The sequence below is a fragment of the Pseudomonas fluorescens genome (genome assembly GCF_002837185.1).
GTDB lineage: Bacteria > Pseudomonadota > Gammaproteobacteria > Pseudomonadales > Pseudomonadaceae > Aquipseudomonas > Aquipseudomonas fluorescens_AM.
In genome coordinates this window covers 18,636-33,984 of the sequence record NZ_KZ478030.1, presented here as the reverse complement: position 1 = coordinate 33,984, position 15,349 = coordinate 18,636, and the positions used below count along the sequence as shown (strand labels likewise).

Below are 15,349 nucleotides of genomic sequence, written 5' to 3'. Positions count from 1 at the left end.
CGGCACCGTCGAGGCGGTCCATGTTGGCTTCGGTGGCGTGGCCGGCGTTGGCGCCCTTGGTGGCTACTTCGCCTTCTTCTTCTTTGTCGAATTCGTCCCAGCTCAGCATGACGTGTCGTCTCCTGCGTGAGGGCTCAAAGGTGCCCGTGTGAAACCGGATGGTGGGGTGTTCACACGGCCCTGAGGCCGCGGTGGATCTTAAGGAATCGTTTGTTGCAGCAGCTCGCGCAGGCAAATAAACGGAAATTGCGTAACGGGTACTGCGTGAGGCTTGAGGTGCGGAGCGACAGGTGCAGGCTCCAGCGGAGGCCTCAGGTCTGGCTCTTCATCCCTGTGTAAAGGGATATTGCAGGCCCGATTTACCCGCGCATTATAGGGAAAAATTCGGGTTTGTGTTGTGGCGGATGGTCACTTGGAGGCGCCAAATTAGCCTGGTTTACGGCCAAAGCGTGTGTTTGCGAGGCTTTGCCGGGATTGGATTTTTTTGACGGGCGGTGTGAGGGTTTTGGTAGGGGGGGCGCAGGCAGGGCTTTATAAGGTGGGTGTGGCGGCTAACGCTATCGGGAGCAAGCCCTCTCCCACATTTTGATCGTGGTGTTTCAGCGGTCGGGCCTTGGCCGCAAGAGCGATTTCTTGCGGCAATTAAGCATTCAACTTGAAAACCGATTATCCGTTAGAACAACCATTGCCCATCACATGATAATTAAGAATATGACGCTGACCTTGCGAGTCTTCATATTCCATCTTCACCGGTACCACTTCACACACTTGCGCAATATCACTCATGGACAATACTTTGGCGACGTCCAGGTGAGTGCTGTAGGTGTAGTCCTCAACAATCGGCGCATTCGCGCCAGCCAGCTCGGTCGGGGCCTCGTCGGCCAGGGCGGCGGTGGCGCACAAGCTGCTGAGGGCCAAAACTACTAAAGCTTTCATTTCTCTATTTACCTTCTTCAGGGCGAAAGGGGTCACGAGGCCCTTGTGAGGCCGCGTGTGTAACTTGAAAGTTGGGAAGTTCGGATTAACGTTGCCTTCGTGGGGGCTGTTACGGTGTTAATCACGGTGCCTTGGTTGGCGGAGTTGATTCTAGGCGCCCGGGTTATATTCATATACCCGTGGTTTTGATAAACACTTTTGACGGTTTTTGTAACAATCCCTCGATGAAGGTTTTTTCAGCAGCCTGCGAAGCGCTGCAGGACGCGGGCCAGAGCGGAATACCGGCATAGCTGGGCAATTTGTAGGGTCTTGTTACTACCATCGTCGAATGGTTCTATAGGCCTACCCCGGCTACAACAGGGGCCATACAACAACAACTATTGTCACCGAGGTAAGAAAGATGAGTGCGGCTTCCCTGTACCCCGTTCGTCCCGAAGTAGCAGCCAACACGCTGACCGACGAGGCGACCTACAAGGCGATGTACCAGCAGTCGGTGGTCAATCCCGATGGTTTCTGGCGCGAGCAAGCCAAGCGTCTCGACTGGATCAAGCCTTTCACCACGGTGAAGCAGACTTCGTTCGACGATCACCATGTCGACATCAAGTGGTTCGCCGATGGCACCCTGAACGTTTCCTACAACTGCCTGGATCGCCACCTCGCCGAGCGTGGCGACCAGATCGCGATCATCTGGGAGGGCGATGACCCTGCCGAGAGCCGCAACATCACCTACCGCGAACTGCATGAAGAAGTCTGCAAGTTTGCCAACGCCCTGCGCGGCCAGGATGTGCACCGCGGTGACGTGGTGACTATCTATATGCCGATGATCCCCGAAGCCGTGGTGGCCATGCTGGCCTGTACCCGCATCGGGGCGATTCATTCGGTGGTGTTCGGTGGTTTCTCGCCGGAAGCCCTGGCCGGTCGCATCATCGACTGTAAGTCGAAAGTCGTTATCACTGCTGACGAAGGCATCCGCGCCGGTAAGAAGATTCCGCTCAAGGCCAACGTCGATGACGCGCTGACCAATCCGGAAACCAGCAGCATCCAGAAGGTCATCGTGTGCAAGCGCACCAATGGCGCGATCAAGTGGAACCAGCATCGCGACATCTGGTACGAAGACCTGATGAAAGTGGCGGGCACCGTGTGCGCGCCCAAAGAGATGGGCGCCGAAGAAGCGCTGTTCATCCTCTACACCTCCGGCTCCACCGGCAAGCCCAAGGGCGTGCAGCACACCACCGGCGGCTATCTGTTATATGCAGCCCTGACCCATGAACGTGTGTTCGACTACCGCCCGGGTGAAATCTACTGGTGCACCGCCGATGTCGGCTGGGTCACCGGCCACACCTACATCGTCTACGGCCCACTGGCTAACGGCGCGACCACGCTGCTGTTCGAGGGCGTGCCGAACTACCCGGATATCACGCGGGTGGCGAAGATCGTCGACAAGCACAAGGTCAATGTGCTCTACACCGCGCCGACCGCGATCCGCGCGATGATGGCGTCGGGCACCGCCGCCTGCGAAGGCGCCGACGGCAGCAGCCTGCGCCTGCTGGGTTCGGTGGGCGAGCCGATCAACCCGGAAGCCTGGGATTGGTACTACAAGAACGTCGGCCAATCCCGTTGCCCGATTGTCGACACCTGGTGGCAGACCGAAACCGGCGGCAACATGATGAGCCCGTTGCCGGGCGCTCATGCGCTCAAGCCGGGTTCGGCGGCGCGTCCATTCTTTGGCGTGGTACCGGCACTGGTGGACAACCTGGGCAACCTGATCGAAGGCGCGGCCGAAGGCAACCTGGTGATCCTCGATTCGTGGCCGGGCCAGGCGCGTACGCTGTACGGCGACCATGACCGTTTCGTCGATACCTACTTCAAGACCTTCCGGGGCATGTACTTCACCGGTGACGGTGCGCGACGTGACGAGGACGGTTACTACTGGATCACCGGGCGTGTGGACGACGTACTCAATGTGTCCGGCCACCGCATGGGCACCGCCGAGATCGAAAGCGCCATGGTCGCCCACCCGAAAGTCGCGGAAGCGGCGGTGGTGGGTGTGCCGCATGACATCAAGGGGCAGGGCATTTATGTCTATGTCACCTTGATCGGCGGCGAAGAGCCCAGCGAGCAGCTGCGCCTGGAGTTGAAGAACTGGGTGCGTAAAGAGATCGGCCCGATTGCTTCGCCGGACGTGATCCAGTGGGCGCCGGGCTTGCCGAAGACGCGTTCGGGGAAAATCATGCGACGGATTCTGCGCAAGATTGCCACGGCCGAGTATGACGGGTTGGGGGATATCTCCACCCTGGCCGATCCGGGGGTGGTTGCGCAGTTGATTGAGACGCACAAGACCATGAACGTCGCGTAAGGCGGGGTAGGTGGGACAGAGCCCCATTCGGTGCAGACCGGGTGGGGCTTTTTTACGGGATTTTGCAAACCATGAAGCCCCCTCCCACATTTGGATTGCATTTCAAGTCCTGTACAGAGGGTGGTCTGACAGGCCTGCATAACCAGCAAGCCAATAAATATCGGTTTACGCAGTAGGACGTTTCTGAATGTTACCGGTGGGCGCAAATGTGTAACCCTTCGCTCAGGTATGAGGCAAACAGCTACGCCCGCGTCTCGAAAAACTGCGTTTCAGAGACCCCGGGAAATAAGATTAAACGCCACACTTGCCGTGCCAGAAGGGTTTGCGAATAATAGGCCCGCAATTTGCAGCATTAGCTGGTTTAATATCTTTTGCCTCTGCATAAAATCCAGAGGCTGTCAATGGGCTGGAACCGCTTTCTCGGTGCTTCTGTAAATTGTTGTCGCATTGAGGAAATATCGGCTTTCCGCCTGTCGTTAGAATGCCGATCACTCGCTCGTCGTCGCTGGTACTCTCTGGCGCAGGACGCTGCAACGCTATTCGGTTTCACCTTCGCCGCATCGTGGGCCATGGCTCATACTGCTGTTTTGCCCTATACCGATGGAGTCCCAAGATGAAGAAACTCGTGCTGTTGGGCGCCCTGGCGCTGTCCGTGCTGTCCATGCAGGCTTTCGCCGAAGGCAAGCCACTGAAGATTGGTATTGAAGCAGCTTACCCTCCGTTTGCCTCGAAGGCGCCGGATGGCAGCATCGTCGGCTTTGACTACGACATCGGCAACGCCCTGTGCAAGCAGATGGACGTGAAGTGCACCTGGGTCGAGCAGGAGTTCGACGGCCTGATCCCGGCACTGAAAGTGCGCAAGATCGACGCGATCCTGTCGTCCATGTCCATCACTGAAGACCGCAAGAAGTCCGTCGACTTCACCAACCGCTACTACCTGACCCCGGCGCGCCTGGTGTTGAAGGAAGGCACCACGGTCAGCGATAGCCTGGATGAACTCAAGGGCAAGAAGATCGGTGTGCAGCGCGGTTCGATCCACGACCGCTTCGCCAAGGAAGTCCTGGCTCCCAAAGGCGCCACCGTTGTGCCTTACAGCTCGCAGAACGAAATCTACCTGGATGTGGAAGCCGGTCGCCTCGACGGCACTGTGGCTGACGCTACCCTGCTGCAGGAAGGTTTCCTCGACACGCCAGCCGGTAAAGGCTACGCGTTCACCGGCCCGGCCTTCACAGACGCCAAATACTTTGGCGACGGCATAGGCATCGCGGTACGCAAAGGCGACAAGGAAAACCTGGACCGTATCAACGCGGCTATCACCGCGATCCGTGCCAACGGCGAGTACAAGAAAATCCAGGACAAGTACTTCAACTTCGACATTTACGGGCCAGAAGCCAAGTAAATCGTCGCGGCGGTCTGTCTGAAATGGCGCAAGCAACAGAACACTCTGAAGTTTGCGCCATTTTTTCATCCCCCTTTTCGAGGACCTGAATCATGTTGAAAGGCTACGGGGCCGTTATCCTCGATGGCGCATGGTTGACGCTTCAGCTCGCCTTGTCGTCAATGGCCCTGGCCATTGTTCTGGGTCTGATCGGGGTCGCCTTACGCCTGTCGCCGGTGCGCTGGTTGGCCTGGCTGGGTGACTTGTACTCCACGGTGATCCGCGGGATCCCCGACCTGGTGCTGATCCTGCTGATTTTCTACGGCGGTCAGGACCTGCTCAACCGCGTCGCGCCGATGCTCGGCTACGACGACTATATCGACCTGAACCCCTTGGCCGCCGGTATCGGCACCCTGGGTTTCATCTTTGGCGCCTACCTGTCGGAAACGTTTCGTGGCGCCTTCATGGCCATTCCCAAGGGGCAGGCTGAAGCCGGCCTGGCGTATGGCATGAGCAGCTTCCAGGTGTTTTTCCGGGTGATGGTGCCGCAGATGATTCGGCTGGCGATCCCCGGCTTCACCAACAACTGGCTGGTGCTCACCAAGGCCACCGCGCTGATTTCGGTGGTGGGCCTGCAAGACATGATGTTCAAGGCCAAGCAGGCGGCCGATGCCACCCGTGAGCCTTTTACCTTCTTCCTCGCCGTGGCGGCGATGTACCTGGTGATCACCAGCGTGTCATTGCTTGCCCTGCGTTATCTTGAGAAGCGCTACTCGGTAGGCGTAAGGGCGGCTGATCTATGATCTTCGACTACAACGTCATCTGGGAGGCCATGCCGCTGTACCTTGGCGGCCTGCTGACCACCCTCAAACTGCTCGCCATCGCGCTGTTCTTCGGCCTGCTCGCCGCCTTGCCCCTGGGCCTGATGCGCGTGTCCAAGCAGCCAATCGTCAATGGCGCGGCGTGGCTGTACACCTATGTGATTCGCGGCACGCCGATGCTGGTGCAGTTGTTCCTGATCTACTACGGGCTGGCCCAATTCGAAACCGTGCGTGAAAGCTTCCTGTGGCCGCTGCTGTCCAGCGCCACCTTCTGCGCGTGCCTGGCGTTTGCGATCAACACCAGCGCCTACACCGCCGAGATCATCGCCGGCAGCCTCAAGGCCACGCCCAATGGCGAGATCGAAGCAGCCAAGGCCATGGGCATGTCGCGCTACAAGCTGTACCGCCGCATTCTGCTGCCGTCGGCCCTGCGCCGCGCGCTGCCGCAGTACAGCAACGAAGTGATCATGATGCTGCAGACCACCAGCCTGGCCTCCATCGTCACCTTGATTGATATCACCGGCGCCGCGCGCACGGTGAACGCCCAGTACTACCTGCCGTTCGAAGCCTATATCACCGCCGGCGTGTTCTACCTGTGCCTGACGTTCATCCTGGTGCGCCTGTTCAAGTTGGCCGAACGCCGCTGGCTGAGCTACCTGGCTCCACGGAAGCATTGATATGGAACGTATCGATCACCTGTTGCCCTGGGGCCACCTGGGCTGTGAACGCCAGCTGAGCGTGTTTCGTTTCGGCCGCGGCGAGCGCAAGGCGTATATCCAGGCCAGCCTGCACGCCGATGAGTTACCCGGCATGCGCGCGGCCTGGGAGCTGAAAAAGCGCCTCACCGAACTGGAACAGCAAGGCGCGCTTAACGGCGTGATCGAGTTGGTACCGGTGGCCAACCCGATGGGCCTGGGCCAGTTGCTGCAAGGCAGCCACCAGGGCCGTTTCGAGGTGGGCAGCGGCAAGAATTTCAACCGTGATTTCGTGGAGTTGAGCGCGCCGGTCACCGAGCTGCTCAAAGGCAAATTGGGCGATGACCCCCACGCAAACGTGCGCATGATTCGCCAGGCCATGAGCGATGTGCTCAGTGCCTTGCCCGCGCCGAGCAGCCAGTTGCAAGGCATGCAACGTATTCTGCTCAGCCACGCCTGCAACGCCGATGTGGTGCTCGACCTGCATTGCGACGCCGAGGCCGCACTGCACATGTACGCACTGCCCCAGCACTGGCCGCAGTGGCGCTCGCTGTCGGCGCATTTGAATGTGAAGGTCGGCCTGCTCGCGGAAGATTCCGGTGGCAGCTCGTTCGATGAAGCCTGTTCGTTGCCGTGGCTGCGTCTGTCGCGCACGTTTCCCGACGCACAGATTCCGCTGGCCTGTCTGGCGACGACGCTGGAGTTGGGCGGCCAGGCTGACACCGGTCGCAATGAGGCGATCTTCCACGCTGAAGGCATCCTGGCGTTTCTTGCCGAACAAGGCCTGATCAAGGGCGAATGGCCGGCACCACAACACGAAGCGTGCGAAGGCATGCCGTTCGAAGGCACCGAATTGCTGTTCGCCCCCCACGCCGGAGTGATCAGTTACCTGCGTAAGGCCGGTGACTGGGTCGAGCAGGGCGAACCCATTTTTGAAGTGATTGATCCCCTGGCAGACCACGTGAGCATTGTTTGCGCGGGTACGTCCGGGGTGTTGTTTGCCGTTGAACGGCTGCGTTATGCCCAAGCGGGTTTCTGGCTGGCCAAGGTGGCGGGGCGCGAAGCGCTGCGTCACGGGCGCTTGCTCAACGACTGACCACCTGTTTTTGTGAGAACCGACCGCATGTACAAGCTTGAAGTCCAAGACCTGCATAAACGCTATGGCAGTCATGAAGTGCTCAAAGGCGTGTCCCTGGCCGCCGCAGCCGGTGATGTGATCAGCATTATCGGCTCCAGTGGCTCGGGCAAAAGTACCTTTTTGCGCTGCATCAACTTGCTGGAGCAGCCCCACGCCGGCAAGATCCTGCTCAATAACGAAGAGCTGAAACTGGTCGCCAACAAAGACGGCGCCATGAAGGCCGCCGACCCTAAACAACTGCAGCGCATGCGTTCGCGCCTGTCCATGGTGTTCCAGCATTTCAACCTGTGGTCGCACATGACTGCGCTTGAAAACGTGATGGAAGCCCCGGTGCATGTGTTGGGCATGTCGAAGAAAGACGCGCGTGAAAAAGCCGAGCATTACCTGGCCAAGGTCGGTGTGGGTCATCGTAAGGATGCCTTCCCAGGCCATATGTCCGGTGGCGAGCAGCAGCGCGTGGCGATTGCCCGTGCCCTGGCGATGGAGCCGGAGGTGATGCTGTTCGACGAACCGACGTCGGCGCTCGACCCTGAGTTGGTCGGTGAAGTGCTCAAAGTGATGCAGGACCTGGCCCAGGAAGGCCGCACCATGGTGGTGGTGACCCATGAAATGGGCTTTGCCCGTGAAGTGTCGAACCAGTTGGTGTTTTTGCACAAAGGCATTGTCGAAGAGCGTGGTAATCCTCGCGAAGTGCTGGTGAACCCGCAGTCCGAGCGCCTTCAGCAGTTCCTCTCCGGCAGCTTGAAATAGTCCTTTCCTGTTGGAGCTGCTTTATGTGGGAGGGGGCAAGCCCCCTCCCACATTTGATCGCCATTGTTTTTGAGATTTGTGTTGGTTTACCGGCTAGCATTGGCCTCTGTCTTCATTACTGTTTTCGTTCCGGATAGCACTCCATGACCGCCCATAAAATTGGTTTCCTGATTTGGCCCAGCACAAAAGCACTCACGCTTGCGCTGGCTGAGGAGGCCTTGCGCGTTGCTCAGCGGGTGCATCCGGAGGTGGTCTACGAGTTGTCATTCCTGCTCGCCGAGCCTGCCGCCGAAGGCGCCTGGCAACTGCCGGGCGAGCCGTGGGCCGGCAAGCTCGAAGGTTTTCAGAAGCTGTTCCTGTTGGCGGATGAGCCGCCCACTGTGATCGCTTCCCAGCTCAGTACCGCGCTCAAGCAGCTTGTCCGGGCGGGGTGTGTGATCGGTGGTCTGTCCGCCGGTGTGTACCCGCTGGCCCAGCTTGGCCTGTTGGATGGCTACCGCGCCGCCGTGCATTGGCGCTGGCAGGATGATTTTGCCGAACGCTTCCCCAAGGTCATCGCCACCAGCCATCTGTTTGACTGGGACCGTGATCGCCTGACCGCCTGCGGTGGCATGTCGGTACTCGACCTGCTGCTGGCAGTGCTGGCCCGTGACCACGGTGCCGAGCTGGCTGGTGCGGTCTCGGAAGAGCTGGTGGTGGAGCGCATCCGCGAAGGTGGCGAGCGCCAGCGCATCCCGCTGCAAAACCGCCTGGGCTCCAGCCATCCGAAGCTGACCCAGGCAGTTTTGTTGATGGAAGCCAACATCGAAGAGCCGTTGACCACGGACGAAATCGCCCAGCATGTCTGCGTGTCGCGACGACAACTGGAACGGATCTTCAAGCAATACCTCAACCGCGTCCCCAGCCAGTACTACCTGGAGCTGCGCCTGAACAAAGCCCGCCAGATGTTGATGCAAACCAGCAAGTCGATCATCCAGATCGGCTTGTCGTGCGGCTTCTCCTCGGGGCCGCATTTCTCCAGCGCCTACCGCAACTTCTTCGGCGCAACCCCTCGTGAAGATCGCAATCAACGGCGCAGCAGCAGCCCCTTTGAACTGTCTTCGGTGCCGTCCGAGCGCGGCTGATCAACCCGTCAGTCTTCTTCCGGTTCAGGATGAGCCACCACCAGTGGTGTGCCTTGAGCATCCACGGTGGCGGCCGCAACCTGGAAGTCAATGCCTGTGCGTTGGTAATACTGGCGCAGGCGTGCCAGGCTTGCTGGCGATAGCGGGTTAAGGCTCAGGTCGCAGTCCTGGTTGAACACGGTTCGACTGTCCAGCAAGTCCGCCGGTATCTCGCGGATTCCGTTGTTGCTCAAATCCAGCGTGTGCAGCCCATCCACCCGGAACACGCCTTCAGGGGCTTCGCTCAGTGCTGCATTTCTCAGGTGAAGCGAGGCTAGTTGGTGCAGCGAACTGATGTCAGGGGCGAGGCCCAAAGGGTTGTTGCTCAAGTCAAGGAAGTCCAGCTGGTTCAAATGCGCCAGCGCTCCTCGGGTGTCGGGTGTCAAGCGGATTGCGCACTCTTCCATTGCCAGGGTGGACAGCTTGGGCATGTACTGGATCGACTCAGGCAGTGTGCCCAGCGAGCACTTGGTGAGTGTCAGTGATTGCAGGTGCTTGAAACTGCGCAATGTGCCGTCGACGCCAGTTGTGGTGCCGTTACCGATCAGCTCGAACGAGGTCACGTGGTTGAAGTTGGCGTTCAACTGCGGCAAGTCGCCCAATATCGGTGTGTCCGTATGCACCATGTGGCTCGGTTCATCGCCCAGGCTCTCTTCGTCCAGGGCGCTTTCGCGTCGCCAGGCTTGTTCCAGCAACGTCTTGAAGTTCTGTCTCGACAGCTGGTCCAGGGCACGGGTTTGCTCGTCAAGGGGCACATCCAGGATCGGGTGTCGATCCGGCACAGCCTGCACCCACAGTTGCAGGTCGTTACCCAGTTGTTCGTATTCGGCTTCCAGGCGCGTCAAAGTCGGGTCCACCGCTGCCATATCGCCGGGCAGGCGGAAGATAAAACGGTCTGCCTCAGCTTCCAGGAATGTGGGGTATAGCTGTTGCGTACGCAGGCGTTGCTCTGCGGAGGCCTGGGCGGCGAAGCTCTCGCCGGTGCGCTGGCAGTAGGTTTTGATCAAGTCCAGGGTCGGGGGCGTCAACGGGTTGGCGGAAAGGTCCAGTGGGCTGGTGAGTGAGCTCGGCAACGCGAACAGTTCGGCGGGCAGTTGTTCAATGGCGTTTTCGCTCAAGTTCACCGTCTGGCGTGGTGGGTTGCCCAGCAGCTCAAGCGGTATCTCCTTTAGTCCGGTGTCTTTCAGTGAGATATGGCTCAAGCCGGGCAGGCGACTGAAGTCGGGGATTTGTCCCAGGGGGTTATGGTCCAGGTTCAAGTACTTGAGGCTGCTCATGCCGTGCAATCCCTCCAGACTGGCGCGGTTCAGCGCGATTGAACAGCGTGGCAGCCCCAGTATTTCCAGTTCTGGCAGGTTGATCACCGAGGGAGGGATATCCTCGAGCAAGACGTTTTCGATGTCGAGGATCGTCAGGGCCGGAAAGCTGTCGATAAAGGCGGTTGACCCCATCGGGCTACCGCTGCCTTTGATCGTCAGTGAGCCAATATGCTTGAAACGCGCACTGAGGGTGGGCACTTCGCCCGCGAGAGACTGAGGGATGTCCAGGGTGTGGACAACTTGAGTGTCTTGGGGCAACTCCCGGCGCCAGCTTTTTTCGAGCAGCACCTTGAGTGCGTTTCGCCGGTTGCCTTCCACTGACGGTGCCGGGGATTACTGTGACCAGTGGTTGAGCTCGAGCTGCAAGGTGTCCAATTCACCGGCCAAGCGTGCCAGCTCGCGCCTGCCTGCTTCCAGATCGCCCGGCAGGCTGTAGATGAGCCGGTTGATTTGGTTGTCGTCCAGGGAGGGGTACAGCCGTTTTGCATCGTGCACATCCACGTCGGGAGCAGTGGCCTCCCAGTAATCTCCGTGCTGCTGGTAGTAGGCTTTGACGCGCTCAAGGGTGGTCGATGACAGCGGGTTGCGAGACAGGTCGAAGGCCACGCTTTTACCCGCTGGCAGAGCGAACAGTGTCGCGGGCAGTTCTTTGATCCGGTTGCCACTGAGAAAGGCCGCATCCAGATTATTGCGGGTGAGCAGACCAGGGGGGAGGCTATCGATGCCGGTGTCGGACAGGTCCAGGGTGTGCAGTTCGGTCATGGCCTCCACGCTGGGTACGCGGCCCAAGGGGTTTTTATACAGGTCCAGGGTTTGCAGTTGGGTCATCGAGGCGAGCCGGGTCTGACTGAGCGGCGTCAGGCTGATTGCGCAGTCGCTCAGGCGCAGTAGTTTCAAGTTGCCCATCTGCAATACAGCCGGTGGCACGTCGCCCAAGGGCAGACTTTCAACGGCCAAATGACGCAGCCGCGCAAAGTAGCCGAGGAACGCGGGTGCCCCCAGCGTGTGGTCGCTGCCCGACAGGGTCAGCATCGATACGTGATCGAAGTTGGCGGACAGCCGGGGCAATTCGCCGCGAATAGGGGTATTCAGGTTCAGTCGGTAACCGTCGAGGGTCGGGTCTTCGAAGTAATCATCGATGGGCAATTCCCTGCGCCAGCAGCGTCTGAGTTCGCGGGCCATGAGCTCGCGATTGCGTTTTTCGTACTCGCGCTGCCGCAAGCTGAGTACAGAGCCGTTCCCGGGGTTCTGAGAGGGAATGTTGCGTTGCCAGGTAGTCAGGTCGCGTTCCAGTTGGTGGTATTCGATGTCCAGCGCTTCCAGGCCGGCAAGTGCACCGCCAGGCTGGGACTGCAAATGGTTCAGCAGGGTGGTCAATTGATGTTCGGCAAGTGCGGGGTACAGGTTGCGCGCGCGTTGATGCAGGTTTGCAGCGCCCAGGGGCGCGGGCGCCTGGGCGTGATAGCCGTTGTCGGCGCCTAACAGGCGCAGGGTTTCAATGGCCTGTCCGGGCTCATTGTGGGGGGTAAGCAATGCGCGTAGTTCGTTGCGTGGCAGTGGCGCCTGCCGTAGACGCTGCTTGAGTTGTGCGCCCTGGTGAAGGCCCAGGTCGAGCTGATCACGCTGCTTGTCGGGCAGGGCACTTAAAATGGCTGAGTACAGGTCAGTCTCGCTGCCGAGGGCGCCCTGTTCATCGTAGGGCTGGTAGTGACCCGCTTCGGTGCGCACCAACGTGCGATGGATGGGCGCGTCAACCGGGCCGATCCGCAGCCAGGTTGGCCCGGTCAGTGAATCGTGACGGGCCTCGAGCTGTACCTCGCCCGACCAGCCCTTCAGTGTGCGCAGGGAGTTGAGTGCCAGCCGATCGGTGTCCACCGACCCCGGCGCCTTCAGGTGCAGCCCCTCATAGGCACGGTTGACCTTGACTTCATTCCACGCGGCGCGTGCCAGTTCGGCCAGGCGCGGCGGCGTGTTGCGCTCATGCAGCGCTTCAAGCTCTGCGCCGCTCGCCTCGCTCACGAGGGTTTGCGCCACGCTCGCGGGCAACCCGGGCGTGGTGCTGAGCAATTGCTGGGTAAGCGGCTCGGTAGCGGCTTGCAGCGGCGCATACCGCGATTCGAACAACGCGCTGCGCTGGTGATCGGCAATATCCGCCAGCTTATGGCGCAGCAGGTGGGCGCGGCGTTCCAGGCTCAGTTCCGGGTCGCTGGCGCGCTCACCGAACTGCGTGCGGATCTCTTCGGTGGTCAGGCCGCGCAAGACCGTTTTCAGCAAGTCTCCATTGTCCAGCTGGGATTCGTAGACCTGAACCACCGGCATGCGCTTGTCCCCGAATTCCCAGGCGGTCTGACCCTTGTCGTTGACGATGCGCAAGGCTTTGGTGGGCGGCCACGAGCCGTGGGTGGTCAATAGCTGCAAGGTGTCTTGAGGATCAATCTGGTGATACACCGTCGGGTCCTCACTGCGCAGCTGTTCGATGAGCCGTTGGATGTCGCGGTCGATGCGCAGGCGGCTCAAGGTATCGTCCAGCAGCGGTGACGGACGTTCGCTGTTGACATGCATTTTGCGTACGACGTGTTCATCCGTACCGCTGATATGCAGAGCCAATTCTCGGTCCGCCTCGCTCAAGCCCTGGACGCTATGACCTAGCCTGCGCAGCAGCGTGGGTTTGTCCCACTGCAAGGGTTGTTCGAGTTCGGTGTGCCACGCGCCGGCGCGGTTGTGTCGCACGATCGGGCGATAGGCGTCGGCGCGGCGGGGGTGTTTGATCTGGTATAGCTCGCTGTCCGGGGCTTTTTCCACGCTGTACAGTTTGTTTTCCAGCGCCAGGATTGTCTCCCCGCGTGTCTCGTGCAGGCCCAGCTCGTTGATACCCAGGCGCGGTGGTAGCGATGCAGGATGCTCGTAGGGCGTCAGGTCCGGTTTCCAGTAACGCTTGGCATTATTGGCCAGGCTGACGGGTTTGAATGTGTCGATATAGGCGAGTACGTCCTTGGGTAACGCCTTGCGCAACAGGGGCACACCAATCTTGCTGCCCGCGGCAAATGCGCCCAATTGCAGCAGGGACTCCAGCACGCTCATGAGATGACCGAAGGCTTCTTTGCCCTGGCCTTCGGCCCAGTCGACGATCCCTTCGAACACATCATCGAGCAGTTGATAGGCCATGTAGCCAAGCATCAACTCGCCCAGCCCCGGGACAAAGGGGGCTACCACCATCAATGCCGCGTTGAGGATAGAGGATGCAACATCGACGAAGGAGTCCCAAAGTCGCCAGCGTGCCTCGCGATCGACACTGGCGGTGGAAACGGCAAGGGTGCGAGCATCGTTGAGTATCTTGTCGAGCTTTCGCTGATACAGATGCAACCAGGGATCGCCCGTGATCGGCACTGCGTCAAACTGCAGGGTGGGGTTGTCGGTCGGTTTACGGCGCCAGGGGGCCTCGCTGCTGCCCTTGACGGGGGGATGCCAGGTAATGCGCGCCAGGCGCTGGTCCAGGCCGGAAAAAAATACCCCTCGATTGGCGTGGGGCACGAAGCGGCTGAAGAAGGTTTGATAGTCGCGATCACGCAGTTGTCGTATCAGTTCCTGCATGAAGGCCCGCGACGAGGCATATTCCTTGAGTGGGTGCTGTGGATCATCTGGAATGTATGCCACCAGGCGCTGGGCCGACCGGGGCGTTTCCAGGTCGGGGGCAAACAATTGGATCCCCGTGAGCGGAATTTCCATCAGCCTGAAGTCGTGACAGAGCAACGGCTGGCCATCGAGCCTGAGGTGGGATGTGCCCGCGATCAGCCCTTCGATCACGGTGCCGAAGTCCTCGCTGATATCTCCCTGGATACGTGCCAGTTGCAGCGCGACCTGCAGGGCGGCTTTGTGGCTGGCGTCGACCTTCAGGCGCAGTACTGCGGCGGCCACCGGGTTGGACATCCCGAGCGCCTCGTTCAGGTAGCGGGCGTAGAGGGCACCGATATCCAGGTCACGGCACAGGCTGGTAAACGCCGAGATTGACATCACGCGCTTGATTGGCGGCAAGGTGTCGAATTGCCCGCTGGCTGAGGGGCGCGTGATAAAGGTCGAGGCCGGCTCGTAGGCGTCCGCCAGCGTTTCTTTGTGTTCGAAGTTATGCAGGGCGGCGTCGAGCAGCGAGACCGTCCAGGTTCGCGTTGCGCCGGAGTGTATCGAGAACCATGGGATGCGGTCGGGGATATACAGACGCACAAAGGTGGCGTCGACATCCAGTTGCAGGCCGAACTCGGCTTTCAGTGCCTGCTCGAGGATCGGGGTGGCAAAGGTCTTGACGTCCTGCAGATGTTGCAATGCCCGGTCCACACTGTTTTGTGCATCCCAGTGGGCGCCGGTAAGCCGCTTGAGCGCCGCCCGCTGCTCGACGCTGCCCGGCAGCGGGCGGGGCTGGGTGTTGGCAAGCGCCTGGCGTTTGCTGGCAGAGGCATTGCCGAGCCAGGCGGGCAGGGCGCTGGTCAGCAGTTGGTAGTGGCTGTCAGGCAGGCTGGCATCCGAGAGATCGATGTTGGTCATGAAGCGGGTCCGTACAAGTCATGAAGGCTTGCAGTAAACCCGTCGGTTGCGCGCAGGAGGCTTTAGATAGTTAGGGGGCACAGCCCTTTCACCGGCGGCCCCTGACGCAAAACTGCGGCAGCGTTTAAACTGCGCCATTGCGACGCAATATGTCGCATTGCCGTAAACCCGTGTAAAACCGGGGTTGGCGCTATAAGAAGTTGTCGCTTGGCGACAAGGTGGCGCTCAAAACTGTCCTTACAATCCCTGCATCGCCC

At 60.0% G+C, this 15,349-nt stretch carries 10 protein-coding genes; 7 read left to right on the top strand and 3 right to left on the bottom strand.

Going from position 1 to position 15,349, the window contains the following annotated elements:
• Positions 1-666: 666 nt before the first annotated feature.
• Positions 667-936: a DUF2790 domain-containing protein gene (locus CIB54_RS25600; RefSeq protein ID WP_065951034.1), complete on the bottom strand. Its 270-nt coding sequence runs from the start codon at positions 934-936 to the stop codon at positions 667-669.
• A gap of 400 nt (positions 937-1,336) precedes the next feature.
• Between CIB54_RS25600 and acs the strand changes: the two genes are divergently transcribed.
• From acs to argR, 7 genes are all read left to right on the top strand, one after another.
• The gene (gene acs, locus CIB54_RS25595; protein WP_101221321.1) at positions 1,337-3,292 is read left to right on the top strand and encodes an acetate--CoA ligase; all 1,956 of its coding nucleotides are present in this window, start codon (positions 1,337-1,339) and stop codon (positions 3,290-3,292) included.
• Positions 3,293-3,905: 613 nt separating this feature from the next.
• Entirely contained in the window at positions 3,906-4,691 is a 786-nt protein-coding gene (locus tag CIB54_RS25590) for an ABC transporter substrate-binding protein (protein ID WP_065950569.1), read from the top strand.
• 92 nt (positions 4,692-4,783) lie between these two features.
• Complete coding sequence (locus tag CIB54_RS25585; protein WP_032886746.1) at positions 4,784-5,473, top strand: ABC transporter permease; 690 nt, start codon at positions 4,784-4,786, stop codon at positions 5,471-5,473.
• A complete protein-coding gene (locus CIB54_RS25580) occupies positions 5,470-6,168 on the top strand; it encodes an ABC transporter permease (protein ID WP_065950568.1) in 699 nt (232 codons plus the stop codon). Before CIB54_RS25585 ends, CIB54_RS25580 begins: the two co-directional genes overlap by 4 nt.
• Position 6,169: 1 nt before the next feature.
• Positions 6,170-7,282: a succinylglutamate desuccinylase/aspartoacylase family protein gene (locus CIB54_RS25575; protein WP_065950567.1), complete on the top strand. Its 1,113-nt coding sequence runs from the start codon at positions 6,170-6,172 to the stop codon at positions 7,280-7,282.
• 27 nt (positions 7,283-7,309) lie between these two features.
• Positions 7,310-8,074 carry an ABC transporter ATP-binding protein gene (locus CIB54_RS25570; RefSeq protein ID WP_003214336.1) on the top strand — a complete coding sequence of 255 codons (765 nt, stop codon included), beginning with the start codon at positions 7,310-7,312 and terminating at the stop codon, positions 8,072-8,074.
• 143 nt (positions 8,075-8,217) lie between these two features.
• Entirely contained in the window at positions 8,218-9,198 is a 981-nt protein-coding gene (gene argR, locus CIB54_RS25565) for a transcriptional regulator ArgR (RefSeq protein ID WP_065950565.1), read from the top strand.
• 8 nt (positions 9,199-9,206) lie between these two features.
• Here argR and CIB54_RS25560 read toward each other — a convergent pair whose 3' ends face one another.
• Both CIB54_RS25560 and CIB54_RS25555 read right to left on the bottom strand, forming a co-directional pair.
• Entirely contained in the window at positions 9,207-10,874 is a 1,668-nt protein-coding gene (locus CIB54_RS25560; RefSeq protein ID WP_101221320.1) for a leucine-rich repeat domain-containing protein, read from the bottom strand.
• 15 nt (positions 10,875-10,889) lie between these two features.
• Positions 10,890-15,092, bottom strand: a complete 4,203-nt coding sequence (locus CIB54_RS25555) for a dermonecrotic toxin domain-containing protein (protein ID WP_101221319.1) — start codon at positions 15,090-15,092, stop codon at positions 10,890-10,892.
• Positions 15,093-15,349: the final 257 nt, after the last annotated feature.